The sequence below is a fragment of the Limimaricola pyoseonensis genome, from assembly GCF_900102015.1.
Lineage (GTDB): Bacteria > Pseudomonadota > Alphaproteobacteria > Rhodobacterales > Rhodobacteraceae > Limimaricola > Limimaricola pyoseonensis.
This window is the reverse complement of sequence record NZ_FNAT01000001.1, coordinates 198,488-221,582: the sequence shown is the minus strand read 5'-3', so window position 1 is coordinate 221,582 and position 23,095 is coordinate 198,488. Positions and strand designations below refer to the sequence as shown.

Here is a 23,095-nt window from a genome sequence, read left to right as displayed (position 1 = left end):
GCCGGTCGAATGACCGGCCCTTCGCGATCCGCAATCCGGCGCATGGCCGGACCGCTGCGGATCAGAACTTGTAGTTCACGCGCGCGGCGGCGGTGGTGGCGTCGAGGTCGACGGCACCCACGTCCTCGAACTCGTGCTGCAGCACTTCCGCACCGACCACGATGTTCTCGGACACGGCGTAGTCCACGCCGGCACCGTAGAGGTAGCCGTCGAACTGGTCGTCGCCGTCGATCTCTTCCGAGGTGTAGGCGCTGGCGTAACCGGCGGTCAGGTAGGGCAGGAAGGCGCCCGCATCGTAACCGGCACGCACCTTGGCGCGGGCGATGCCGTCGATGTCGGTGAGGTCGTTGCCGAGCTCGGTGCCGGTGAAGTCGAGTTCACCGCCCAGCACGAAGCTGCCGAAGTCGTAGTTGTAGCCGGCCTGGGCACCGTAGATCGCGCCGTCCTCGTCGAAGGAGGCCGGATCGTCGTCGGTTTCGGCCTGGCCGTAACCCAGCTGGGCACCGACGTAGCCGCCGGTCCAGTCGGAACCGGTCACGACGGGGGCCACCGCGACGGGCGCGGCGGGCACGACGGGGTCAGCAACCGGCTCGGCGAGGCCGCCGGCGAAGGCGGGAGCGGCCACGAGGCCGAGGGCGATTGCGAGGCTGGAGGTCGAGAATTTCATTTTAGCTCCTGTTCCATACTGCCCGGCGCCTTCTTGGGGAGGAGGCGCTCAGGACAAACGACCGGGTGACGCCCGGCTCGTCCGGGCAGACAACACCTGAGGTCGGTTACGGTTCAATGCGATTGTAGAAAAATGCACAGGTCAGTCGCACTTCATCGGCCATGATCCGCTGACGCGTTCGGCCATTCCCCGCCGATTACGCGGCGGCGCTGTCGCGCAGCACTGCGAGCACCGCGTCGGGCGGCACGTCGGAAGTCACGAAAGCTTCACCGATTTTCCGCGCCAGCACGAAACGCAGCCGCCCGTCCTGCACCTTCTTGTCCTGTCCCATCAGTTCAAGAAGCGCTTCCGCGCCCGGCAGCTCGCCGGGAATCGCGGCTATGTCGCATGACATCCCCATCTGGGCGAGATGGGCCCGCACGCGCGAGGGATCCTCCTGCGGGCAGAGGCCCAGCCGCGACGACAGGTCGAAGGCGAGCGCGCAGCCGATGGCGACTCCCTCGCCATGCTTGAGCCGGTCGGAATAGCCGGTCGCCGCCTCTAGCGCGTGGCAGAAGGTGTGGCCGAGATTGAGCAGCGCCCGGTCGCCCTGCTCGGTCTCGTCGCGCGCGACGATCTCGGCCTTCATCTCGCAGGACCGGCGCACCGCCTCGCGCCGCGCCGCGTCGTCGCCGTCGCGCAGCGCCGGGCCATGCGTCTCGAGCCACTCGAAGAAGCCGGCATCGCCCAGAAGCCCGTATTTCACCACCTCGCCGTAGCCGGCCAGCAGCTCGCGCTCGGGCAGGCTGTCGAGCAGGGAGATGTCGGCCAGCACGCGCGAGGGCTGGTGGAACGCGCCGGCGAGGTTCTTGCCCTGCGCGGTGTTGATCCCGGTCTTGCCGCCGACAGAACTGTCGACCTGCGCCAGAAGCGTGGTCGGGATCTGCACGAAGCGGACGCCGCGCCGCGCGATGGCGGCGGCGAAGCCCGCCAGGTCGCCGACCACCCCGCCGCCCAGCGCCACGACGAGGTCGCCGCGCTCGACCCGCTGCTCGAGCAGCCACTCGGTCGCGCGCGACAGGCCGACCCAGGACTTGCTGCCCTCGCCGGCCGGCAGCGCGAGGCTGTCCATCGCGATCCCGCCGGCCGCGAGCCCCTCCCGCAGGCGCTCCAGATGCAGCCCCGCCACCGTCTCGTCGGTGATGACGGCGACGCGGCCGTGCCGAGCCAGCGGCGCGATCTCCGCGCCGGACCGGTCGAGCAGGCCCCGCCCGATGCGAATCTCGTACTCCCGTCCCGGCAATGCGACGGGGACGGTGGCGACATCGGGTTGTTCTGCGGTCACGTGCGGGTCTCCAGGATATCGGGTCGGTCGGCGAGAAGCGCGATGACGCGGTCGGTCGTGCGCTCGATGGAATCGCCGGGCCGCGCCTCTAGGCACAGCCCCGCTTCGGCGTAGACGGGGTCGCGTTCGCGGCAGAGCCGCTCGAGCGTCCCGCGCGGATCGGGCGTGCGCAGCAGCGGGCGCGTGGACTTGTGGCGCACCCGCTCCCAAAGAAGCGCCGGATCGGCCTTAAGCCAGAGCGCGGCCCCGGCCGCATCGATGGTGGCGCGGTTGCGCTCGGCCATGAAGGCGCCGCCGCCGGTCGAGATCACGCGCGGCCCGCCGGCCATGAGGCGCGACAGCACCTCGCTCTCGCGGGCTCGGAAGAACGCCTCGCCGTCGCGCTCGAATATCTCGGCGATGGTGCAGCCGGCAGCCGCCTCGATCGCCGCGTCGCTGTCGACGAAGCCGCAGCCCAGCCGGCTGGCCAGGGCCCGGCCGATCGCCGTCTTGCCCGAGCCCATCATGCCGACGAAGACCACCGGCCGCAGCAGGCGCACCGGCTGCACCGACCGCATCTGCCCGACACCGCTGCGACTGCCCGTTCCGCCCGTCATCGCGCTCCTTTCCGGGGCCCGGCCCCTCAAGGGGACGGCGTAATGCCGCCGGTTCCATTTTCCTGCCTTGAATGACGTGATCTCGGCCGAAAGACCAGTTATGAATCCCCGCAAAGAGGCGGCGATCGGCCGCCCGGGCGCATGGGGCGAGAGGACAAGACACATGCTGAGACGACTGATCTGGGCGCTGGTCAAGCTGGCGTTGGTGCTGGTGGTTCTGGCCGGGCTGGGGCTGCTCGCCTATGCCTATGTCGGTCCGATGCTGTTCCCGGCGGATTTCGCCGCGCCGGCCGAACCGGTGGTCAAGCCGGTCACGCTCGAGATCGCGCAGTGAGACATGGCGCAGTGCTGGCCCTGATGGCGCTGGCCGGCGCGGCCGGCGCGCAGCAGGCCGATCCCGGCGAGCCGCTCTCGGCCATCGACTGGCTGTCGCAATCCGTCGCCGCCCCGTCAGAGCCCGCGGCCGAACCGCCGACCGCCGACAGCGCCTCCTCCCCGGCGGTGAGCGTGCGCCCGCTCGACGGTCCCTCGCCGGATGCGGTCGGGCTGCTGGCGCCGGCCGTCTCGGGCCTGCCGCGCCACCTGTGGAGCGCCAGCAGCACCGAGAGTCTGACCGAGTTGATCGCCGCGCTGGGCATCGACGGGCTACCGGCCACGCAAGAGCTGCTGCGCCGGCTGATGATCGCCGAGGCCGACGCGCCGGCCGATGCCGACGGCCACGGCCGGCTGTTCCTCGCGCGGATCGACCGGCTGCTCGAGATGGGCGCGCTGGAACCGGCGCTGGCGATGCTGGCCGAAAGCCGCCCGGCCGCGGCGCCCGAACGGTTCCGCCGCTGGTTCGACGCGGCGCTGCTGACCGGCACCGAGAACGAGGCCTGCGCCGCGATGAAGGATCGCCCGGCGCTCGCCCCGACACTGCATGCCCGGATCTTCTGCCTGGCGCGCGGCGGCGACTGGCAGGCCGCCGCTCTGACGCTGAACTCGGCCCGCGCGCTGGGCGAGGTGAGCGACGAGGACGACGCGATGCTGTCGCGCTTCCTCGACCCCGATCTCTACGAGGGCGAGCCCGACCTGCCGCAGCCCGAGCGCGCCACGCCGCTGGGCTACCGGCTGCGCGAGGCCGTGGGCGAGGCGCTGCCGGCGGCGACCCTGCCCCGCGCCTTCTCCCATGCCGACCTGCGCCCGAACAAGGCGTGGCGGGCGCAGATCGAGGCGGCCGAACGGCTCGCCCGGCACGGCGCGATCCAGCCCGCGCAGCTCTTCGGGATCTACGCGGCCCGGGTTCCGGCCGCTTCCGGCGGCATCTGGGACCGGGCCACGGCTATCCAGGCCCTGGATGCGGCGCTGGCGGCGAATGACCGCGACGCCATCGCCGAGACGCTGTCCAGCGCATGGTCGGCCATGCGCGACGCCCGCCTCGAGACCGCCTTCGCGGAGCACTACGCCGAGCGGCTGGCCGCGCTCGACCTCGAGGGCGAAGCGGCGCGGCAAGTCTTCGAGATCGCCCTGCTCGGCCCCGGCTACGAGGAGGCGGCGCTGGCGCCGCCGGACGACGGGCCCGAGACCAGCCTGCTCGCGGCGGTGGCGCGGGGCGATGTCTCGCAGGTTCAGGCCGACGGGCCGCGCGCGCTGGCGGTGGTCGAGGGGTTCTCGGACCGGCAGCCGCCGGAGGTGCTGACCGAGCTGATCGATGCCGGCCGGCCGGGCGAGGCGGCGCTGCGGGCGATCGCCCTCGTCGATCAGGGCGCGACCGGCGATCCGGCGGCGCTGTCGGACGGGCTGGCCGCGTTGCGGGCGCTCGGCCTCGAGGCGACGGCGCGGCGCGCGGCGCTGCAATACCTGCTGCTGGAGACGGGCGCATGAGCGCGCCCTCCGCCGCCGGGCAGCCGATGGAGCGGTGGATCTCGGCCTTTCTCGAGGCCCAGGCCGCGGAACTCGACGCGGCGCGCAACACGCTGCTGGCCTATGGGCGCGACCTGCGCGACTTCGCCGGCTGGCTGGCGCGGCGCGGCGACCATTTCGCGCATGCTTCCAAGGACACGGTCGAGCAGTACCTGATCGGCTGCGAGGCCGAGGGGCTGGCCGCCTCGACCCGGGCGCGGCGCCTCTCGGCGATCCGCCAGATCTACCGCTTCGCCTTCGAGGAGGGCTGGCGCGAGGACAACCCGGCGATCAAGCTCACCGGCCCCGGCCGCTCGCGCCGCCTGCCCGGCACGCTGAGCGTCGAGGAGGTGAACCGCCTTTTGGCCGCCGCGCGCGAGCACCCCAAGGACCGGCTGCGCGCCAGCTGCCTGATGGAGCTGCTCTACGCCACCGGGCTGCGCGTCTCGGAACTGGTCAGCCTGCCGGTGGCGGCGGTGCGCGGCGAGCCCGAGATGCTGCTGGTGCGCGGCAAGGGCGGCAAGGAGCGGATGGTGCCGCTGTCGATACCGGCCAAGCGCGCCGTGGCCGACTGGCTGGTGCGGCGCGATGCCGCGGAAGAGATCGCGGCGGCCCGCGGACGGCCAAGCTCGAAGTTCCTGTTCCCGGCCCGCGGCCGCGACGGCCACCTGACGCGGCAGAGCTTCTTCGTGATGGTCAAGGAACTGGCGGGCATGGCGGGAATATCGCCGCAGAAGGTGACGCCGCACGTGCTGCGGCACGCCTTCGCCACGCATCTGCTGGCAGGGGGCGCCGATCTGCGCTCGATCCAGACCCTGCTCGGCCATGCCGACCTCGCCACGACAGAGATCTACACCCACGTGCAGGACGCTCAGCTGAGCGCGCTGGTTCAGGAGAAGCACCCCCTGGCGCGCGTCCGACGACGCGCGCAGGGTTGAACCCGGGCCGGTCGGGGCCATAACTCTTGACCGGACAGGATTTCCGAAGGACCCCATGGACACCGCCCTCGACGCCGCCTTCTGGATCACCAGCCTCGCAATCCTGCTGTTGCTGGTGGCCTCAGGCTTCTTCTCCGGATCGGAGACCGCCCTCACCGCCGCCTCGCGCGGCAAGCTCCGCGCCGCCGCCGACAAGGGCTCGACCGGGGCCGCCCGCGCGCTCAAGGTCACCGAGGACAACGAACGCCTGATCGGCTCGGTGCTGCTCGGCAACAACGTCGTCAACATCCTCGCCACCTCGCTCGCCACCGCCGTGCTGACCAAGGTCTTCGGCGAAAGCGGCGTCGCGGTCGCGACGCTGGTGATGACCCTGTTGGTGCTGATCTTCGCGGAGGTGCTGCCCAAGACCTACGCGATCACCAATGCCGAGACCATGGCCAGCCGGGTGGCCCGGCCCATCGGGCTCGTCATCCTCGTCTTCGCGCCGGTCGTCTCGGCGGTGCAGATCCTGGTGCGCGGCATCCTGCGCATGTTCGGCGTTCGGACCGACCCCGACACCAAGATCCTCGCCGTGCGCGAGGAGATCGCCGGGGCGCTGAGCCTCGGCCACGAGGAAGGCGTGGTCGACCGCGAGGACCGCGACCGCATCCTCGGCGCGCTCGATCTGGGCGACCGCACGGTCGAGGAGATCATGCTGCACCGCTCGAACATCTCGATGATCGATGCGAGCCTGCCGGCCACCGAGATCCTCAAGCTCTGCCTCGACAGCCCGCACACGCGGCTGCCGCTCTACAAGGACGAACCTGAGAACATCGTCGGCATCCTGCACGCCAAGGACCTGCTGCGCGCCATGCACAAGCTGATGGCCGACGGCGCGGTGGAGACCACCGAGCTGGAGAGCTTCGACATCCTCGACGTGGCGATGACGCCCTATTTCGTGCCCGAGACCACCACGCTCGACGACCAGATGCGCCAGTTCCTGCGGCGGCACACCCACTTCGCGCTGGTGGTGGACGAATACGGCGCGCTGCGCGGCCTGATCACGCTCGAGGACATCCTCGAGGAGATCGTCGGCGAGATCTCGGACGAGTTCGACGCCGAGCGCGAGGAGCCGATCGCGATGACCGAGGACGGCGCCTACATCATCGATGGCACCATGACGATCCGCGACCTCAACCGCCGACAGGACTGGCACCTGCCCGACGAGGAGGCCAACACCATCGCCGGCCTCGTCATCCACGAGGCGCAGATGATCCCGACGGAGGGCCAGGTCTTCAGCTTCCATGGCTTCCGCTTCGAGGTCATGGCCAAGGAAGAGAACCGGATCGCGACGCTGAAGATCCGGCCGCTCGAGCCGGTCTGACATCAGGCCGACCCGGCAAGAAAAAAGCGCGCGGAGCGATCCGCGCGCGACACTGGAAAAACCAACTTCGTCTCTGGTCAGGCGGCACCCAGCAGCGGTGCCGTTTCGGAGTGGAAGGGAGCGCTCGTGGCCCGGCCCGTCCCGCCGCGCGGGGTCACCGGCTGGCGGTCATGCGAAAGCCGCAGCCAGGTGCCGTCGTCGTCGAGATAGGTCGAGGCGCAGAGCGCAGACATCGGAGTCGAGCAGCAATCACGCCAGGCGACGATCCTGTAGCTGAGCATCACGGTCTCTCCTTCGCGCCGGAGATTCTGGTCATGCAGTTCGATGGCGTGCCACTGGCGCGCGGGGCGCCGTCCTTCCAATGCGGCCGTGCGATCCTGCAGGCCATCGGGATAGGGGATCACCATCGCTGCGTCCGGGCCGAGGCGGCGCTCGTAGTACTTCGCACCGTCGAGCCAGCGGGACTTCTCCAGCGACCAGAGGTCGTTCGCGGTTTCGTCCATGCAGATCCTCCCGAAAAATAAACATCTCCCGTGGCCTCAACGCTACATGAGTGTTTCCGTTCCGTCACCGTCTGTGAGCGGCAAGTTGTCCGTCGGCGGCCCGGGCGGCGCATTCCGGCTCATGCGCCCTACGCATTCCGTAGCAATCCCAAGTGTTTACCCAAGGTCAGCCATAGTGCTTAAAATTCGGGCAAACCCGGCCGATCGGGCGCCTCAGCACAACCTCAGGTCGATCACCGCCCCGGACCGCGGCCCGGGCCCGGCGCGCCGCGCGCCCCCGGCCCCGGTGTCGCAAGACATTCGATTCGCCGGCCCGCTTCTCGGCTTCGTGAAGCCGTTTTTAACCTGTCTCGTGGCAAGGTGGCATTGTCGGGTCATGATGACCCGACGTCCTCCCTGTTAGACTTGGCCGCGCCTGCGGGCGCGGTCCTTTTTTCTTTCGGCATCCGAAACTTGCGCTGCGACGCTTTGACTGTTGACGGATCGTTCCGCGTTTCGTAGCGTCCCGGCAATTAGTCGGCCAAGTCCGACAGGGAGCTTGGGAAAAGGGGTCGCACCGCCGGCCCCTTTTTCATGTCCGGCCCCCGCCGGCGGACTGCCGCCGGCAGCCCGCCACTCCGCGACTGACACCTTTTCACCGGCATGATAGATGCGATCCGACAGCAATAACGGGACCGCAACATGCCGAACCGACTGACACTTCTCGCCAGCGCCGCCCTGATCGCCCTCGCGGGCCCGCTGGCCGCCCAGGAGAGCCCCGCCGCGCCCGAGGCGCCGGCCGAGACGCCCGCCCCGGCGCAGGCGCCCGCCACCGAAGCCCCCGCGTCGCCCGAGGCCCCCGCATCGCCCGAAGCCCCGTCCGAAGCCCCCGCGGCTTCGGCCGAACCGCAGCCCGGCCAGCCCTATGCCAAGACCGAGCATGGCGACTGGACCGAGCGCTGCATGAAGACGCCCGAGGGCGAGCGCGACCCGTGCCAGCTCTACCAGCTGCTCGAGGACGGTGACGGCAACCCCGTGGCCGAGATCAGCGTCCTGCCGCTGAACCCGCAGGCCGAGGCCGCCGCCGGCATGCTGGTCGTGGTGCCGCTCGAGACCCAGCTGACCGAACAGCTCACCCTGTCGATCGATGGCGGCCAGGCCACGCGCTACCCGTTCGACTTCTGCAACCGCGGCGGCTGCGTCGCCCGCTTCGGCGTGAGCCAGGCCCAGCTCGACCAGTTCAAGCGCGGCCGCTCGGGCCAGCTGCGAATCGTCCCCGCCGCCGCCCCCGACAGCGACGTCGTGCTGGACGTGTCGCTGTCGGGCTTCACGGCCGGCTTCGACGCCGTGACCGCCTCGGCGCAACAGTAAGCCACTCCGAATAATGCGAAAGGGCGCGGCTCACCGGAGCCGCGCCCTTTTGCATTTCCGGGATAGAGCGTCAGGCCGCCTTGAGCGCCAGCACCGCGTTCAGCCCGCCGAAGGCAAAGGCGTTGGACAGCACCGCGTCCACCTTCGCCTCGCGCGCCTCGTTCGGCACCACGTCGAGCGCGCATTCCGGGTCGGGCTCCTCGTAGCCGATGGTCGGCGCGATCACCCCGTCCTTCAGCGCCATGATGCAGGCCAGCAGCTCGACCGCGCCGGTGCCGCCGATCAGGTGGCCATGCATCGACTTGGTCGAGGAGATCATCAGCCGGTCGGCCGCCGCGCCGAACACATGCGCGACCGAGGCGCATTCGCTCTTGTCGTTGGCCGCGGTGCCGGTGCCGTGGGCGTTGATGTAGCCCACCTGCTCAGGGTTCAGCCCCGCGTCGCGCATCGCGCCGCGCATCGCCCGCTCGGCGCCCTGGGCCGAGGGCATGACGATGTCGGCGGCATCCGCCGTCATGCCGAAGCCCGCCACCTCGCACAGGATCTCGGCGCCGCGGGCGCGGGCGTGCTCGTATTCCTCGAACACGAAGACCGCCGCGCCCTCGCCCTGCACCATGCCGTTGCGGTTGGCGCTGAACGGGCGGCAGGCGTCCTTCGACATCACGCGCAGCCCTTCCCAGGCCTTCACCCCGCCGAAGCACAGCATCGCCTCGGAGCCACCGGTGAGCATGGCCCGGCACATGCCGGAGCGGATCATCTGGAACGCGAGCCCCATCGCATGGTTCGAGCTGGAGCAGGCGGTGGCCACGGTGAAGCTCGGGCCGCGCAGGTTGTACTCCATACTGACATGGCTGGCGGCGGCGTTGTTCATCAGCTTCGGCACCACGAAGGGATGGACGCGGTTCTTCCCCTCCTCGTAGACGGTGCGGTAGTTCTCGTCCCAGGTGTTCACCCCGCCGCCGGCGGTGCCGAGCACCACGCCCGACATCTCGCTCTCCTCGTCGGTGAAGGAGATCCCCGACTGCGCCATCGCCTGCCGCGCCGCCAGCAGCGTGAACTGGGTGAAGCGGTCGTAGAGGGCGATCTGCTGGCGATTGAAATGCGCCTGCTCGTCATAGCCCCGCACCTGCCCGCCGATCTGGACCGACAGGCGCTCGACGTCGCGCAGGTCGAGCGGGCCGATGCCGCAGCGGCCCTCGCGCATCGCCTCGAGCGTCGTCGCCACGTCGTGGCCGAGGCTGTTGATCGTGCCCGCGCCGGTGATGACGACGCGCCGGGGACCGTAGCTCATGCGCTGGCGTGCTGCTCTTGGACCAGCCGCTCCACGGCCGAGACGATCGCCGCGACCGAGGAGATGTCGAAATCGCTCTCCTCGGGGGCGTTGGCGTTGAACGGCACCGAGATGTCAAAGGCCTCCTCGATCGCGAAGATGCTTTCCACCAGACCGAGGCTGTCGATCCCGAGATCGGCCGGGCTGTGCTCGGGCTTGACGTCCGAGGGCTCGAGCATCGCCTGCTCGGCGATGATGGCGATCACCTTGTCGCGCAGTTCCATCTGTCCAGCGTCCCTTAGCCGATCCATGTCCTGCGCCCGAGATAATCACTCGGGCGCGGCATTGAAACCGCTAAAGGCGAGGCATCAGCTCTTCGACTTCGCGAGGTCCCGCAGGATGCGCGGCAGCCGCCGCAGCGCCTTGTAGCTTTCGACCTGCGTGTCGATCTTGGTGGCCGGGTAGCCCATCATCACCCGCCCCGCCGGCACGTTGGACAGCACGATCGAGCCGCCGGTGAGCACCACGTCGGCGCCGATGGTCAGGTTGTCCGAGACGCCGACCTTGCCGCCCAGAACCGAGCGGTCGCCGATGGTCACCGAGCCCGCGAGGCCGACATGGCCGCACAGCAGGCAGTGATCGCCGATGACGCAGTTGTGGCCGACCTGCACGAGGTTGTCGATCTTGGTGCCGTTGCCGATCCGGGTCGGCCGGATGGTGCCCGCGTCGACGGTGGCGCAGGCGCCGATCTCTACATCGTCGCCCAGACTCACCCCGCCGAGGCTGTGGATGCGGTGCCAGGTCGGGTCGGCCGCCTCGTCCACCGTGCCCTGCCCCAGCTCGGCGCGGGCGGTCTCGACATGGGAGGCGCTCTCGGTGACGAAGGAGAAGCCGTCGCCGCCGATCACCGCGTTGGGCTGCACGATCAACCGCGCGCCCGCCGTCACGTTGCGGCCGATCCGCGCACCGCTGTGGACCAACGCGCCCTCCCCGAGCCGCGCGCCCGGCCCGATCGAGGCCTGCGCCATGATCCGGCTGCCCGCGCCTATCACCGCGCCGGCGCCGATCACCGCGAGCGGGCCGACATGCACGCCCTCGCCGATCTCGGCCGAGGGGTCGATCACCGCCGAGGGGTGGATGCCGGCCGCGTCATCGGCCAGGTCGAACAGCTGCGTGAGCCGCGCCATGGCCAGCCGGCCGCGCGGCGCTATCACCGCGCCCTTCAGGCCCATCGCCTGCCAGTCGGCGTCCGGCCAGACCAGCGCGGCCCGCGCCCGGCCCTGCCCCAGCGCCTCGGCGTAGCGCGGCGACATCGCCAGGGCGAGGTCGCCCTCGCCCGCCATGCCCGGCTCGGCGGCGCCGGTCACGCGCAGGCTGCCGTCACCCTTCAGCTCGGCGCCGAGCGCCTCGGCGATCTGTTGCAGTGTGTAGTCCATCGCGGGCCCCCTTGGCTTCGGGGGACCGATCTAGCTCGCCGGGCGCGAGATCGCCACCCCTTCGGCGGCCAGTGCCTCCCAGATCTTCGCGTCGCGGCCATAGACGTCGCGGCGGAAATGCAGCGCGCCTTCGGCATCGGTGAAGGCGGTGCGGTAGATCAGATGCACCGGCACCGGCGCCTCGAGGTTCACCCGCGCCTCCCGGCCGGTCGACAGCTTGGACTGGAAGAAGCCCTTCGGGTCGTCCTCCTGCAGCGCCAGCAGCGCGTAGGCGAAGTCGAACGGGTCGTTCAGGCGCACGCAGCCATGGCTGAAGGCGCGCTTCTCGCGGCCGAAGAGCGACTTGGCCGGCGTGTCGTGCAGGTAGATGTTCCAGCGGTTGGGGAACATGAACTTCACCAGCCCCAGCGCGTTCGAGTTCGACGGCGGCTGACGCATGGAGAACGGGAAGTTCGACTTGCCGTATTGCGAGAAATCCACCGCGTTGCGGTCGATCTCGCGGCCCGAGCGGTCGGTGATCAGGATCTGCGAGGCGGCGTTGCGGTTGCGCTGCAGCTGCGGCAGGTACTCGTTCACCACGATCGATCGCGGCACGTACCAGCTCGGATTGATGACCATGTGCTCCATCACGTCGGAGAACTCCGGCGTCTGGCGGTCGCTGGCCTCGGCGCCGATCACCGACCGGGTCCGGAAGGTGACGCGGTCCTCGTCGACGATGGCGGCGCTGAAATCGGTCAGGTTGACCAGCACGTGCCGCGCGCCGCGATCCATGTTGGTCCAGCGTTCGCGCTCCATCGCGACGATCACCGATTGCAGCCGGTCCTCGGCCGGGCGGTTCAGCTCGGCCAGCGTGCCGGGGCCGACCACGCCGTCCACGGTCAGGCCCTGCGCCGACTGGAACGCCCTGACCGCCTCGAGCATGTCGGCGTCGAAGCGCGGCGTCACGCTGGGCGCCATGTGCCCCATGGTGACCAGCCGGTCGCGCAGCGCCGTGACACCGGCGCCGGCGGCGCCCATCTCGTACTTGCCCTGCGGCACCGGCAGGCCCCAGCCGCCGGAGGCGATCGCGCGTTCCAGCCGCAGCTTGGCGCGCAGCAGCCGCGCATATTCCGGCGTCTGCGGCGCCAGAGCGCGCAGGTAGGCCTCGGGCGCCTCGGCCGCGACGAGGCCGGCCAGAAGCTCGGCCGGGTCGCGGCGCGGCACCTCGCGCACGATCAGCGGCACCACCTTGCCCGGCTCCAGAAGGCCGGTCTGCACGTCGCGGGCATAGCGCAGGAAGGCGCGCGACAGCGCCAGGTCCACGGCGGCCCGGTCCTCCGGCGTGCGCGCCCCGCGCATCCGCTCGATCAGGCCGCCCACGTCGTAGCGCGCGGCCGGCAGGCCGTGCCGCGGCGCGGCGTCGAGCGTGGCGAGCAGAGCGTTTCGCCGCGAAACGGCGGCGGCGTCGGTGCCGGTCCAGATCCCGGCAAAGCCGCGATCGCGGTAGACCGGCGCGAGGCCGGGCGCCCGTGCCACCGCCTCGGCCACGGCCTGAGTGAAGGGCGTGATCCGCGGCTCGGCCTGCAGCGCGCCCGCGACGCCGAGGCCGAGAACGGCCCCGAGACAGATGCGACGCAGGCGGGGAAGGATGGGATGCTGGGGATGCAGGCTGGTGGCGGGCATGGAACAACCGTCGTTTGAGCAGTGCCCTGTCGGGGCTCGGAACCAGTGATAGGGGCCGGATTTTCGCGGCACCATCGGATCCGGGCGGGCAGGCGACAGGCGTGGCAAATGGGCCGCAATCCAGCCGCCCAAGGAGGAAATGCGCCGCCGCGTGGGCAAGTTCCCGCCGATTTTCGGAATCTTCACGTTGTTAGCCGATAACCGGTATTGGTCGAAAACGGCGCTCATGCGATAGAGGGCCTGCCTCTGGGGATGGATGGCAAAAAAAACGTCCGCGCAAATGCGGACCACAGGTAAGCGACGGGACAGGCGCTCACATGATGAACAAAATTTGCACGACGGGCATGACCCGCCGCGGTCTCCTTGGTGCGTTCGCGGCCACGGCGGTCACCGCGGCCCCCACCTATTCCAATGCGGCAGGCTTCCTGCGACGCGCCGGCGACGTGCGGCGGCTGCAGATGTACTCGGAGCGGACCGGCGAGAGCATCGACACGATCTACTGGATCGAGGGCGAGTACATCGCCGAGGCGCTGCGCGAGATCACCGTCTTCATGCGCGACTGGCGCAACGACCAGGTGCTGAACATCGACAGCCGCACGGTCGACATCATGGCCGCGAGCCATGCCCTGCTGGAAAGCGACGAACCCTACATGCTGCTCTCGGGCTACCGTTCGCCCGCGACCAACGCGATGCTGCGCCGCCGCTCCTCTGGCGTGGCCAAGAATTCCCTGCACCTGAAGGGCCAGGCCGCGGACCTGCGGCTGTCGAGCCGCAGCGTCGGCCAGATGGCGCGCGCGGCCGCCGCCTGCAAGGCCGGCGGCGTGGGCAGCTACTCGCGCTCGGGCTTCGTGCACATGGATTGCGGCCCGGTCCGCAGCTGGGGCAGCTGAGCCCACCGATTTCGATGACCTGCTGCACAGGTTGAGAGGGGCGCCCCATCCGGGGCGCCCCTCTCGCGTCAGGGGTCGAGCCGCCCGGCGGTCGCCCTGAGCAGCTCGGCGATGCGCTCGACCCGCGCCGGCATCGCCCGCCCCCGCCGCCGCACCAGCCACAGTTCGCGGTGACGCGGCCGCGGCAGGCAGGCCAGCGTGAGCCGATCACGCCCCGGATAGGCCTCGACCCCGCTGCGCGGCAGCAGCGTGTAGCCCACCCCCGCCGCGACCGGGGCCGGAATCTGGCCGATCTGGTTGACGACGGCGCGCACCCGCAGCTGCTCCGCCCCGCGGAACTCGTCGGGAAAGTTCTCCGGAAACAGCTCGTCGGCATAGAGCCAGCCATCGGGATGGGCGATGAAGCCGCGCGCCTCGAGATCGGCGAAGCGGACCGGGCCCTCATGTCCCGCCGGCAGCAGCAGGCACAGCGCCTCGCGGCCGATCAGCTCGGCCTCGAGCCGCGGGTGGCCCGGAGAATGGTCGGTTACGCCCAGATCGAACCGCCCCTCCGACACGCCGTCGAGCACGCTGCTCTGCGGCGCCGCCTCAAGCCGGACCGACAGCCCCGGCGCCTGCCGCAGCTCGGCCCAGAGCGCGGGCTGCAGCGCCATGGCGAAGCTGCCCGACGAGGCCACGGCCACCGCCCCGCGGCCCGGGTCGTCGGCGCGGATCGTCTCGCGCAGGCGGCGCTCCTCGGCCCGCCGCGCCCGCGCCATGGCAAAGACCGCCTCGCCCGCCGGCGTCAGCAGGAAGCCCTTGCCCTCCCTCGTCAGCAGCGCCTGCCCGACCTGCCGCTCGAGCTTGCGGACCTGCTGCGACACGCCGGGCTGGGTCATGTTCAGCCGCTCGGCCGCGCGGGTGAAATGCCCCGTCTCGCACAGCGTCGCGAAGGTCTCGAGCCATCCGGCGTTCAGCATGATGATACCATTTCGTTATGATATGGATGAGAAATGATAATTTCAAATGCGAGGGCCATGCTCCTAGATCCGTCGTGAACCAGCAAGAAGGAGCGTGCCATGCACCCCACCCCCAGGACCTTTTCGCATATCGGCCTGTCCGTGCCCGACCTCGACGCCGCGGTGAAATTCTACACCGAGGTGCTCGGGCTCTACGTCATCATGCAGCCGACCCCGGTCGAGGAGGATGACAGCGACATCGGCCGGATGTGCACCGACGTGCTCGGGCCGGGCTGGAACCGGCTGCGCATCGCGCATCTCGCCACCGCCGACCGGATCGGGCTGGAGCTGTTCGAGTTCGACGGCAACTACGCCCCCGACGACAACCTCGACTTCCGCCGCCACGGCACCTTCCACTTCGCGATCCAGGACCCGGACGTCGAGGGGCTGGTCGAGAAGATCGTCGCCGCGGGCGGCAAGCAGCGCATGCCGATCCGCGAGTACTTCCCCGGCGAGAAGCCCTACCGCATGTGCTATGTCGAGGATCCGTTCGGCGTGGTGTTCGAGATCTACAGCCACAGCTACGAGCTGACCTACTCGGCCGGCGCCTACAGCTGATCCCGCGACGGACGCGGCACGCGACGCCGCAAACGACAAGGGCCGCCCCGAGGGGCGGCCCTTTCGCGTGATCGCGATGGGGAAGAGGCTTACGCCTCGTCCTCGAGCGCCTCGACGGCCTTCTGGAGATCCTCCTTGGAGACCTCCTTCTCGTCGACCTTGGCCTGCTCGAAGATGTGGTCGATGACCTTGTCCTCGAAGATCGGGGCCTGGATCTGCTGGCGCATCTGCGGGTTGTTCTGCACGAACTCGAAGAACTGCCGCTCCTGGCCGCGATACTGGCGCGCCTGGTTGAGGATCGCCTGGGTCAGCTCCTGGTCGGTGACCTTGACGTCGGCCTTCTGGCCGATCTCGGCCAGCAGCAGGCCGAGCTTCACGCGGCGCTCGGCGAGCTTGTTGTGCTCGTCGGTCGGCTCGATCTCGCCATGGTCATGGCCGTGATCTTCCGGGTGCTCCTCGTGGTAGAGCTGGTGCGCGATCTGCTTGGCCTCGGCCTCGACCAGGCTCGGCGGCAGCTCGAACGACACCTTCTCGTCGAGGATGTCGAGCAGACGGCGCTTGGCGACGGCGCGCGAGGCACCCGAATACTCGGCCTCGAGACGCTCGGCGATCTGCGCCTTCAGCGCGGCGAGGTCCTCGGCGCCGAACTTCTTGGCCAGCTCGTCGTCGATCTCGGCCTTCTGCGGGGCCTTGACGGCCTTGACCTTGCACTCGAACACGGCGGCCTTGCCGGCCAGGTTCTGGGCCTGGTAGTCCTCGGGGAAGTTGACCTCGACGTTCTTGTCGTCGCCGGCCTTCACGCCCTTGAGGCCATCCTCGAAGCCGGGGATGAAGGAGTTCGAGCCCAGAACCAGCGGGTAATCCTCGGCGGCGCCGCCCTCGAAGGCCTCGCCGTCGATCTTGCCGACGAAGTCGATCACGACCTGGTCGCCCTCTTCGGCCGCGCCGTCCTTGTCCTCGAAGTTCTGCGCGGTCTCGGCGAGGTTGCCCAGCGCCTCGTCGATCGCGGCGTCGTCGGCGGCGACCTTCAGGCGCTCGATCTCGATGCCCGAGAAGTCGGTCTCGGGGATCTCGGGCAGCTTCTCGTAGGCCACGGTGACCTCGACGTCGTCGCCTTCCTTCCAGTCCTCGTTGGTCATCTTGACCTCGGGCTGCATGGCGGGGCGGTCGCCGGTCTCTTCCATGTGGTTGTTGAGCGCGCCGTCGATGCTTTCCTGCATGGCTTCGCCGAGCAGGCGCTGGCCGAACTGCTTCTTGAGCAGCGACAGCGGCACCTTGCCCTTGCGGAAGCCCTTCATGGCGATCTCGGGCTGGGCCTCGACCAGCTTCTCCTGGACCTTGGCGTCCAGCTCGGCGGCCGGCAGCGTGATCGTGTAGCCGCGCTTCAGGCCGTCGTTGAGGGTCTCGGTGACCTGCATCTGTCGTCCTTCTTTCTCAGTCGTTTCATGGTGCGGGTGAAGGGACTCGAACCCCCACGCCTCGCGGCGCCAGAACCTAAATCTGGTGCGTCTACCAGTTCCGCCACACCCGCATGTCTTCCGTGAGGGGCGGAACGGCCCCCCGTGAAATTCTGGCGCTGTCTAGCAAAGCCCGACGCGGCGCGCCACGGGAAAAACACACGCTCCGCTACGGCACCATTCGGGCCTCAGGAAAGCAGCTGCCGCAGCACGGCGGGCAAGGTCGCGGGCAGATCCTCGGCGATCAGGCCGGGGCCGAAGCGGCGCGCCGCCGCGACATGCAGCCAGGCCCCGGCGCAGGCCGCCTCATAGGGCGCGAAGCCCCGCGCCATCAGGCCGCAGCAGATCCCCGACAGCACGTCCCCCGCCCCGGCGGTGGCCAGCCACGGGGCCGCGCGGTCATAGACGCCGGCATTGACGGCCACCCGCCCGTCCGGCGCGGCGATGACCGTGTCCGGCCCCTTGAGCAGCACCACGGCCCCCAGCCGGCGCGCCGCCGCCGCAGCCGCGTCGATGCGCGAGAAGGCCGGCCCGGAGGTCGCGTCACCCCGTAGCCTGTCAGAGAGGTCCGGGCAGAGCCGCGCGAACTCGCCGTCATGCGGCGTCAGCAGGCAGGCGTCGTGCAGCTGCCCTGCCAGTTCTTCCTGTTCGGCGATGGCGGTGAGCGCGTCGGCATCGAGCAGCGTGGCCCGGCGGGCCGACAGCGCGGCGGCGACGAGATCGCCCGCGCGGTCGACGCCGAGGCCGGGCCCGAGGCAGAGCGCGTTCAGCCGCGCGTCGCCGAGCATGTCCTGCAGCGCGCCGGCATCGCGCAGCGGCCGCAGCATGACCGCATCGAGCCGGGCGGCGTTCTCCTGCAAGGCGGCCGGCGGACAGCCTAGCGTCACCAGTCCGGCGCCGATGCGCAGCGCGGCCTGCGCCGCCATGCGCACCGCGCCGCCCCGCCCCGGCCCGCCGGCCAGCACCAGCGCATGGCCATGGCCGTATTTGTGGCCGGCGCGCTTGCCGAGCCCCTGCGGCGCGGCGGTGATCCGGGCCACGGCATCGCCTTCGGCCAGGCCGATATCGCGCAGCGCGAGAGCCCCGCATTGCGCGGGGCCGCGATCCAGCACCTGCCCGGCCTTGGGCGCGTGGAAACCCACCGTCAGATCGGCCTCGACGCAATGCGTGCCGATCACCCGGCCGCTGTCCGAGCACAGCCCCGAGGGCAGGTCGACGGCGAGGACCCGGCGGCCCCGCATCGCCGCGATGACCGGGGCGACCTCGTCGCCCAGCGGCCGGGCGAGGCCGGTTCCGAACAGGGCGTCGATGACGAGGTCGGCCTGCGCGACCGCGCCCGCCGCATCGGCCCAGTCCCCGATCGCACCGATGCGCGCCCAGCCCTCGGCCTGCGCCTTCGCGTCCGCCTGCGTCGCGGGCGCCAGCGCGTGCAGCCGCACCTCCCAGCCGCGCGCCCGCAGGAGGCGGGCCACGACGTAGCCGTCGCCGCCATTGCCGCCCGGGCCGCACAGCACCGCCGCGCGCCCGGGGCCCGCGGCCAGGTCCGGCCAATGCGCGAGGAGCGCGGCGACCGTCTCGGCCCCGGCCCGCTCCATCAGCGCGGCGCCGGTCGTGCCGGCGGCGATCGCCTCCTGCTCCGCAGCCCGCATCTGCGCCGCCGTCAGCAGCGCCCTGCCCTCGAGACTGCCCGCCGAGCAGGCAGTTTCCGCCTCGTCAGGGGCTCCGACTTTCTCAATCTGCCGCATGTCGCACCAACCTGCACAAAATTTAGGCGAAGAGCCGATTTTCGGTCGCCGCGCGCCGCGCGCCGCTTGGCCGCCGATTGAGGTGGCCGGACCGGCATGGTTTCACCCCGGGGAACGCGGATGCAAGGGAGTCGCGCGACATGAAAAAGATCGAGGCGATCATCAAGCCGTTCAAGCTCGACGAGGTGAAGGAAGCGCTGCAGGAAGTCGGCGTGCAGGGCCTCTCGGTGGTCGAGGTGAAGGGCTTCGGTCGCCAGAAGGGCCACACCGAGCTCTATCGCGGCGCTGAGTACGTGGTCGACTTCCTGCCCAAGGTGAAGATCGAGGTGGTGCTGCCCGACGACCAGGTCGAGCGGGCGGTCACCGCGATCGTCGAGGCGGCCCGCACCGACAAGATCGGCGACGGCAAGATCTTCGTCAGCCCGGTCGAGCAGGCGATCCGCATCCGCACCGGCGAATTCGGCGACGACGCGATCTGACGCGGCGCGCGCCACGGGCCACCGGCCCGTCCACGAAACAGGACCACAGGGAAACAGGCACATGGACAGCTCCAAGCTTCTCAAGATGATCAAGGACGAGGAGGTCGAGTACGTCGACATCCGCTTCACCGACCCCAAGGGCAAACTGCAGCACGTCACCGTGGTCAACGACCTCGTCGACGAGGACTTCCTCGAGGAAGGCTTCATGTTCGACGGCTCCTCGATCGCCGGCTGGAAGTCGATCGACCAGTCCGACATGAAGCTGATGCCGGACCTCGAGAGCGCCTATATCGACCCGTTCTACGCCGAGAAGACGCTCTGCGTGCACTGCACCGTGGTCGAGCCCGACACCGGCGAGCCCTATGACCGCGACCCGCGCGGCACCGCGCTCAAGGCCGAGGCCTACCTCAAGTCGAGCGGAATCGGCGACGCGGCCTTCTTCGGCCCCGAGGCCGAGTTCTTCATCTTCGACGACGTCCGCTTCGCCGTGACCTCGAACAAGGTCTCGTTCCAGGTCGACGCCGTCGACGGCGCCTGGAACACCGACACCGAATACGAGATGGGCAACACCGGCCACCGTCCCGGCGTCAAGGGCGGCTACTTCCCGGTCAACCCGATCGACGACGCGCAGGACATGCGCGGCGAGATGCTCTCGACCATGAAGCGCATGGGCATGAAGGTCGACAAGCACCACCACGAGGTGGCGTCGTGCCAGCACGAGCTGGGCCTGATCTTCGGCTCGCTGACCAAGCAGGCCGACGAGATCCAGAAGTACAAGTACGTCATCCACAACGTGGCGCAGGCCTACGGCAAGTCGGCCACCTTCATGCCGAAGCCGATCTCGGGCGACAACGGCTCGGGCATGCACGTCAACATGTCGATCTGGAAGGACGGCAAGCCGCTCTTCGCCGGCGACAAGTATGCCGATCTCAGCCAGGAGGCGCTGTGGTTCATCGGCGGCATCCTGAAGCACGCCAAGGCGCTCAACGCCATCACCAACCCCTCGACCAACAGCTACAAGCGGCTGATCCCGGGCTTCGAGGCGCCGGTGCTGCGCGCCTACTCGGCCCGCAACCGCTCGGGCTGCGTCCGCATCCCGTGGACCGAGAGCCCGAAGGCCAAGCGCGTCGAGGCCCGTTTCCCGGACCCGGCCGCCAACCCCTACCTCGCCTTCTCGGCGCTGCTGATGGCCGGCCTCGACGGCATCAAGAACAAGATCGACCCGGGCCCGTCCTCGGACAAGGATCTCTACGACCTGCCGCCCGAGGAGCTGGCCGAGATCCCGACCGTCTGCGGCAGCCTGCGCGAAGCGCTGGAATCGCTCGAGGCCGATCACGAGTTCCTGCTGGCCGGCGACGTGTTCACCCGCGACCAGGTCGAGGGCTACCTCGCGCTCAAGTGGTCTGAGGTCTATGCCTACGAGCACACGCCGCACCCGGTGGAATACAAGCTCTACTACAGCTGCTGAGCCGCACCCACCGCGGCCTGCGGACCACGCAAGGGGCGCCTTCGGGCGCCCCTTTCACATTTTGGCCTTCACCGCGGCAATCCCGCCACAATGCGGCGCGAAGGCGGCGCAAAGCGCCACGGCATCCATTCAAATACCCCGTTTTGCACCTTCGGGGACCACATTTCGTGCCCCTACTGGCCGCAATCACTCACGCGGCCAACGAGCCGACTCATCTTGGAGACCGGTCATGCCAGACCCGATCACCAGTACCGTGGCCCAGCTGTTATTTCGCAGCGCCCCGGACCTCGATTTCACGGCTCTCGTCGCCGACCTGAGGGCGGCGCTCAACGACTGCCCCGCGCGCGACTGCGGGCTGAGCTGGGATCACGAGGATATCGCGATCTTCGAACTCGACAATGCCCGGATCATCCTCGCCTTCACCGACCGCCTGCCCGGCCGTTACGGCGCCTGCCTGACGATCGGCGTCGGCGCCGATGCCGGCGGCAGCTGCGACAGCGGCATCGCCCAGCACCAGGGCCAGATCGCGAGGCTGCTCGCCGACCGCATCAACGCCCGCTTCATGTCGGACCGGATGCTGTGGAAAAGCAGCACCGAGATCGCCTCGGTCGAGCTGATCGACCGCATGGTCGACGAGCTCCCGGGGCTCGATCCGGCGCGGCCGGGGCTGCACACCAGCCCCGAGGACATCGATCGCATGCTGGCGCGCTTCGATGCCGAGACCGCCGAGCAGGTCTCCGAGCTGGCGCCCGAGGTGCCCGCGCGCCGGCCCCGCCCGCGGCGGCCGCAGCGTCCCACCTACCGCACCGAGCGGCCGCGCCGGCTGCGGCCCGAGACCGCCGAGGTGATGCCCGCCAACGACGCCCCCGCCATGGCGCATCACACGCTGCGCGAGATGTACGAGATCCGCGAGGCGCTGCGCGACCCCGACGCCCCGCGCGAACCGGTGCGCAGCTTCTTCGGCCTCAAGCTGCGGCGCGACGGCACGCGGCTGCGCAGCGCGGCGATCGCCGCGGCCGGGATCTGCGCGACCTACGGCACCTATTCGGGCAGCCTCGCGCCGCAGCTGATCGGCTACTGACGCGGCGCGGTTCCGCGGCGTCAGATCGGCGGCTTGTGCGCGGCCGGCCGGGGCTCTATGACCCCGGCCATCCCCGCCTCCCAAGCCGAAAGGGCCGCCGATGATCCCCCGCTATTCCCGCCCCGAGATGACCGCGATCTGGGACCCCGCGACCAAGTTCCGCATCTGGTTCGAGATCGAGGCCCATGCCGGCGACGCGATGGCGGATCTCGGCGTCATCCCGCGCGAGAACGCCGACGCCGTCTGGAAGGCGAAGGATGTCGAGTTCGACGTCGCCCGCATCGACGAGATCGAAGCCGTCACCAAACATGACGTCATCGCCTTCCTGACCCACCTGGCCGAGCATGTCGGCTCCGAGCAGGCGCGCTTCGTGCACCAGGGCATGACCTCGTCGGACGTGCTCGACACCACCTTCAACGTCCAGCTCACCCGCGCCGCCGACATCCTGATCTCGGACATGGAGCGCGTGCTCGCCGCGCTGAAGGCGCGCGCGCTCGAGCACAAGGACACGGTGCGCATCGGCCGCTCCCACGGCATCCACGCCGAGCCCACGACCATGGGCCTGACCTTCGCGCGCTTCTACGCCGAGATGGATCGCGGCCTCGCCCGGCTGCGCGCGGCGCGCGAGGAGATCGCCACCGGCGCGCTGTCGGGCGCGGTCGGCACCTTCGCCAACATCGACCCGGCCGTCGAGGAGCATGTCTGCGCCAAGATGGGGCTGAAGCCCGAGCCGATCTCGACGCAGGTGATCCCGCGTGACCGCCACGCCATGTTCTTCGCCACGCTGGGCGTGATCGCCTCGTCGATGGAGAACATCGCCACCGAGATCCGCCACATGCAGCGCACCGAGGTGCTGGAAGCGGAAGAGTTCTTCTCCAAGGGCCAGAAGGGCTCGAGCGCGATGCCGCACAAGCGCAACCCGGTGCTGACCGAGAACCTGACCGGCCTCGCCCGCCTCGTGCGCATGTCGGTGGTCCCGGCGATGGAGAACGTCACCCTCTGGCACGAGCGCGACATCTCGCACTCCTCGGTCGAGCGGGCGATCGGGCCGGACACCACCGTGACGCTCGACTTCGCGCTGAACCGGCTGGCCGGCGTGATCGAGAAGCTGGTGATCTACCCCGAGACCATGCTCAACAACATGAACAAGTTCCGCGGCCTCGTGATGAGCCAGCGGGTGCTCTTGGCGCTGACCCAGGCCGGCGTGAGCCGCGAGGACGCCTACCGCCTCGTGCAGCGCAACGCGATGAAGGTCTGGGAGCAGGGCAAGGACTTCAAGACCGAGCTGCTGGCCGACCCGGAGGTCACGGCGGCGCTCACGCCCGCCCAGATCGAGGAGAAGTTCGACCTCGGCTACCACACCAAGCATGTCGATACGATCTTCGCGCGCGTCTTCGGCTGAGGCAGCCTTCGGCGGCGGGCCCCCGGC

General features: G+C 69.8%; 22 protein-coding genes and 1 tRNA gene. 11 read left to right on the top strand and 12 right to left on the bottom strand.

From position 1 onward, the window contains the following. Window positions 1-61 precede the first annotated feature (61 nt). The 3 genes from BLT43_RS01075 to BLT43_RS01065 form a co-directional block, all read right to left on the bottom strand. Entirely contained in the window at window positions 62-667 is a 606-nt protein-coding gene (locus tag BLT43_RS01075; RefSeq protein WP_090109333.1) for an outer membrane protein, read from the bottom strand. Window positions 668-863: 196 nt separating this feature from the next. After that, window positions 864-1,991 (bottom strand): 3-dehydroquinate synthase, encoded by a 1,128-nt coding sequence (gene aroB / locus BLT43_RS01070; protein ID WP_090109331.1) that lies wholly within the window; start codon window positions 1,989-1,991, stop codon window positions 864-866. Beyond that, a complete protein-coding gene (locus tag BLT43_RS01065; RefSeq protein WP_090110202.1) occupies window positions 1,988-2,548 on the bottom strand; it encodes a shikimate kinase in 561 nt (186 codons plus the stop codon). Before BLT43_RS01065 ends, aroB begins: the two co-directional genes overlap by 4 nt. Before the next feature lie 202 nt (window positions 2,549-2,750). Here BLT43_RS01065 and BLT43_RS19055 point away from each other — a divergent pair, with 202 nt between their 5' ends. The 4 genes from BLT43_RS19055 to BLT43_RS01045 are packed head-to-tail and all read left to right on the top strand — an operon-like array spanning window position 2,751 to window position 6,769. After that, window positions 2,751-2,921, top strand: a complete 171-nt coding sequence (locus tag BLT43_RS19055; protein ID WP_165612503.1) for a hypothetical protein — start codon at window positions 2,751-2,753, stop codon at window positions 2,919-2,921. Then, window positions 2,918-4,450 carry a hypothetical protein gene (locus BLT43_RS01055; protein WP_207497377.1) on the top strand — a complete coding sequence of 511 codons (1,533 nt, stop codon included), beginning with the start codon at window positions 2,918-2,920 and terminating at the stop codon, window positions 4,448-4,450. The genes BLT43_RS19055 and BLT43_RS01055 overlap by 4 nt, the downstream gene beginning before the upstream one ends. After that, window positions 4,447-5,406, top strand: a complete 960-nt coding sequence (locus BLT43_RS01050; RefSeq protein WP_090109329.1) for a tyrosine recombinase — start codon at window positions 4,447-4,449, stop codon at window positions 5,404-5,406. Before BLT43_RS01055 ends, BLT43_RS01050 begins: the two co-directional genes overlap by 4 nt. 55 nt (window positions 5,407-5,461) lie before the next feature. Continuing rightward, on the top strand, window positions 5,462-6,769 hold the full coding sequence (locus BLT43_RS01045; RefSeq protein ID WP_090109327.1) for an HlyC/CorC family transporter: 1,308 nt from the start codon (window positions 5,462-5,464) through the stop codon (window positions 6,767-6,769). Window positions 6,770-6,846: 77 nt separating this feature from the next. On the opposite strand, the gene BLT43_RS01040 is transcribed toward BLT43_RS01045, so the two are convergent. After that, entirely contained in the window at window positions 6,847-7,272 is a 426-nt protein-coding gene (locus tag BLT43_RS01040) for a hypothetical protein (RefSeq protein WP_090109325.1), read from the bottom strand. Window positions 7,273-7,953: 681 nt separating this feature from the next. On the opposite strand from BLT43_RS01040, the gene BLT43_RS01035 reads away from it, so the two are divergent. Next, window positions 7,954-8,622, top strand: coding sequence for an invasion associated locus B family protein (locus BLT43_RS01035; RefSeq protein ID WP_090109323.1), 669 nt, complete (start codon window positions 7,954-7,956; stop codon window positions 8,620-8,622). A gap of 70 nt (window positions 8,623-8,692) precedes the next feature. Here BLT43_RS01035 and BLT43_RS01030 read toward each other — a convergent pair whose 3' ends face one another. The 4 genes from BLT43_RS01030 to BLT43_RS01015 form a co-directional block, all read right to left on the bottom strand. Then, entirely contained in the window at window positions 8,693-9,913 is a 1,221-nt protein-coding gene (locus BLT43_RS01030) for a beta-ketoacyl-[acyl-carrier-protein] synthase family protein (protein WP_090109321.1), read from the bottom strand. Next, on the bottom strand, window positions 9,910-10,176 hold the full coding sequence (locus BLT43_RS01025; protein ID WP_090109319.1) for an acyl carrier protein: 267 nt from the start codon (window positions 10,174-10,176) through the stop codon (window positions 9,910-9,912). The genes BLT43_RS01030 and BLT43_RS01025 overlap by 4 nt, the downstream gene beginning before the upstream one ends. An 84-nt stretch (window positions 10,177-10,260) precedes the next feature. Then, entirely contained in the window at window positions 10,261-11,328 is a 1,068-nt protein-coding gene (gene lpxD, locus BLT43_RS01020) for a UDP-3-O-(3-hydroxymyristoyl)glucosamine N-acyltransferase (RefSeq protein ID WP_090109317.1), read from the bottom strand. A 30-nt stretch (window positions 11,329-11,358) separates the two neighbouring features. Next, window positions 11,359-12,990 (bottom strand): L,D-transpeptidase family protein, encoded by a 1,632-nt coding sequence (locus BLT43_RS01015; RefSeq protein ID WP_090109315.1) that lies wholly within the window; start codon window positions 12,988-12,990, stop codon window positions 11,359-11,361. Window positions 12,991-13,310: 320 nt separating this feature from the next. On the opposite strand from BLT43_RS01015, the gene mepK reads away from it, so the two are divergent. Next, window positions 13,311-13,880, top strand: a complete 570-nt coding sequence (mepK, locus tag BLT43_RS01010) for a peptidoglycan L,D-endopeptidase MepK (RefSeq protein WP_090110196.1) — start codon at window positions 13,311-13,313, stop codon at window positions 13,878-13,880. Between the two features lie 68 nt (window positions 13,881-13,948). Here mepK and BLT43_RS01005 read toward each other — a convergent pair whose 3' ends face one another. Beyond that, window positions 13,949-14,839, bottom strand: coding sequence for a LysR family transcriptional regulator (locus BLT43_RS01005; protein WP_090109313.1), 891 nt, complete (start codon window positions 14,837-14,839; stop codon window positions 13,949-13,951). Between the two features lie 99 nt (window positions 14,840-14,938). Here BLT43_RS01005 and BLT43_RS01000 point away from each other — a divergent pair, with 99 nt between their 5' ends. After that, the gene (locus tag BLT43_RS01000; protein ID WP_090109312.1) at window positions 14,939-15,436 is read left to right on the top strand and encodes a lactoylglutathione lyase family protein; all 498 of its coding nucleotides are present in this window, start codon (window positions 14,939-14,941) and stop codon (window positions 15,434-15,436) included. Window positions 15,437-15,525: 89 nt separating this feature from the next. On the opposite strand, the gene tig is transcribed toward BLT43_RS01000, so the two are convergent. The 3 genes from tig to BLT43_RS00985 form a co-directional block, all read right to left on the bottom strand. Then, window positions 15,526-16,854, bottom strand: coding sequence for a trigger factor (tig, locus tag BLT43_RS00995; protein WP_090109310.1), 1,329 nt, complete (start codon window positions 16,852-16,854; stop codon window positions 15,526-15,528). A 28-nt stretch (window positions 16,855-16,882) separates the two neighbouring features. Next, a tRNA-Leu gene (locus tag BLT43_RS00990) sits at window positions 16,883-16,967 on the bottom strand. Window positions 16,968-17,081: 114 nt separating this feature from the next. After that, window positions 17,082-18,638 carry an NAD(P)H-hydrate dehydratase gene (locus BLT43_RS00985; protein WP_090109308.1) on the bottom strand — a complete coding sequence of 519 codons (1,557 nt, stop codon included), beginning with the start codon at window positions 18,636-18,638 and terminating at the stop codon, window positions 17,082-17,084. A gap of 140 nt (window positions 18,639-18,778) precedes the next feature. On the opposite strand from BLT43_RS00985, the gene BLT43_RS00980 reads away from it, so the two are divergent. From BLT43_RS00980 to purB, 4 genes are all read left to right on the top strand, one after another. Next, complete coding sequence (locus BLT43_RS00980; protein WP_090109306.1) at window positions 18,779-19,117, top strand: P-II family nitrogen regulator; 339 nt, start codon at window positions 18,779-18,781, stop codon at window positions 19,115-19,117. Window positions 19,118-19,178: 61 nt separating this feature from the next. Continuing rightward, window positions 19,179-20,585, top strand: a complete 1,407-nt coding sequence (gene glnA, locus BLT43_RS00975) for a type I glutamate--ammonia ligase (RefSeq protein WP_090109305.1) — start codon at window positions 19,179-19,181, stop codon at window positions 20,583-20,585. A gap of 229 nt (window positions 20,586-20,814) precedes the next feature. Continuing rightward, window positions 20,815-21,666: a hypothetical protein gene (locus BLT43_RS00970; RefSeq protein ID WP_090109303.1), complete on the top strand. Its 852-nt coding sequence runs from the start codon at window positions 20,815-20,817 to the stop codon at window positions 21,664-21,666. A 100-nt stretch (window positions 21,667-21,766) separates the two neighbouring features. Next, window positions 21,767-23,068, top strand: a complete 1,302-nt coding sequence (gene purB / locus BLT43_RS00965) for an adenylosuccinate lyase (RefSeq protein WP_090109301.1) — start codon at window positions 21,767-21,769, stop codon at window positions 23,066-23,068. Window positions 23,069-23,095: the final 27 nt, after the last annotated feature.

Coding starts and splice junctions, on each gene's coding strand:
- BLT43_RS01005 (WP_090109313.1), bottom strand. CDS start 14,839: ATGCTGAACGCCGGATGGCTCGAGACCTTCGCGACGCTGTGCGAGACG.
- BLT43_RS01075 (WP_090109333.1), bottom strand. CDS start 667: ATGAAATTCTCGACCTCCAGCCTCGCAATCGCCCTCGGCCTCGTGGCC.
- glnA (WP_090109305.1), top strand. CDS start 19,179: ATGGACAGCTCCAAGCTTCTCAAGATGATCAAGGACGAGGAGGTCGAG.
- BLT43_RS01040 (WP_090109325.1), bottom strand. CDS start 7,272: ATGGACGAAACCGCGAACGACCTCTGGTCGCTGGAGAAGTCCCGCTGG.
- BLT43_RS01030 (WP_090109321.1), bottom strand. CDS start 9,913: ATGAGCTACGGTCCCCGGCGCGTCGTCATCACCGGCGCGGGCACGATC.
- tig (WP_090109310.1), bottom strand. CDS start 16,854: ATGCAGGTCACCGAGACCCTCAACGACGGCCTGAAGCGCGGCTACACG.
- BLT43_RS00980 (WP_090109306.1), top strand. CDS start 18,779: ATGAAAAAGATCGAGGCGATCATCAAGCCGTTCAAGCTCGACGAGGTG.
- BLT43_RS01015 (WP_090109315.1), bottom strand. CDS start 12,990: ATGCCCGCCACCAGCCTGCATCCCCAGCATCCCATCCTTCCCCGCCTG.
- purB (WP_090109301.1), top strand. CDS start 21,767: ATGATCCCCCGCTATTCCCGCCCCGAGATGACCGCGATCTGGGACCCC.
- lpxD (WP_090109317.1), bottom strand. CDS start 11,328: ATGGACTACACACTGCAACAGATCGCCGAGGCGCTCGGCGCCGAGCTG.
- BLT43_RS00970 (WP_090109303.1), top strand. CDS start 20,815: ATGCCAGACCCGATCACCAGTACCGTGGCCCAGCTGTTATTTCGCAGC.
- BLT43_RS19055 (WP_165612503.1), top strand. CDS start 2,751: ATGCTGAGACGACTGATCTGGGCGCTGGTCAAGCTGGCGTTGGTGCTG.
- BLT43_RS00985 (WP_090109308.1), bottom strand. CDS start 18,638: ATGCGGCAGATTGAGAAAGTCGGAGCCCCTGACGAGGCGGAAACTGCC.
- BLT43_RS01050 (WP_090109329.1), top strand. CDS start 4,447: ATGAGCGCGCCCTCCGCCGCCGGGCAGCCGATGGAGCGGTGGATCTCG.
- mepK (WP_090110196.1), top strand. CDS start 13,311: ATGAACAAAATTTGCACGACGGGCATGACCCGCCGCGGTCTCCTTGGT.
- BLT43_RS01035 (WP_090109323.1), top strand. CDS start 7,954: ATGCCGAACCGACTGACACTTCTCGCCAGCGCCGCCCTGATCGCCCTC.
- BLT43_RS01000 (WP_090109312.1), top strand. CDS start 14,939: ATGCACCCCACCCCCAGGACCTTTTCGCATATCGGCCTGTCCGTGCCC.
- BLT43_RS01025 (WP_090109319.1), bottom strand. CDS start 10,176: ATGGAACTGCGCGACAAGGTGATCGCCATCATCGCCGAGCAGGCGATG.
- BLT43_RS01065 (WP_090110202.1), bottom strand. CDS start 2,548: ATGCGGTCGGTGCAGCCGGTGCGCCTGCTGCGGCCGGTGGTCTTCGTC.
- BLT43_RS01045 (WP_090109327.1), top strand. CDS start 5,462: ATGGACACCGCCCTCGACGCCGCCTTCTGGATCACCAGCCTCGCAATC.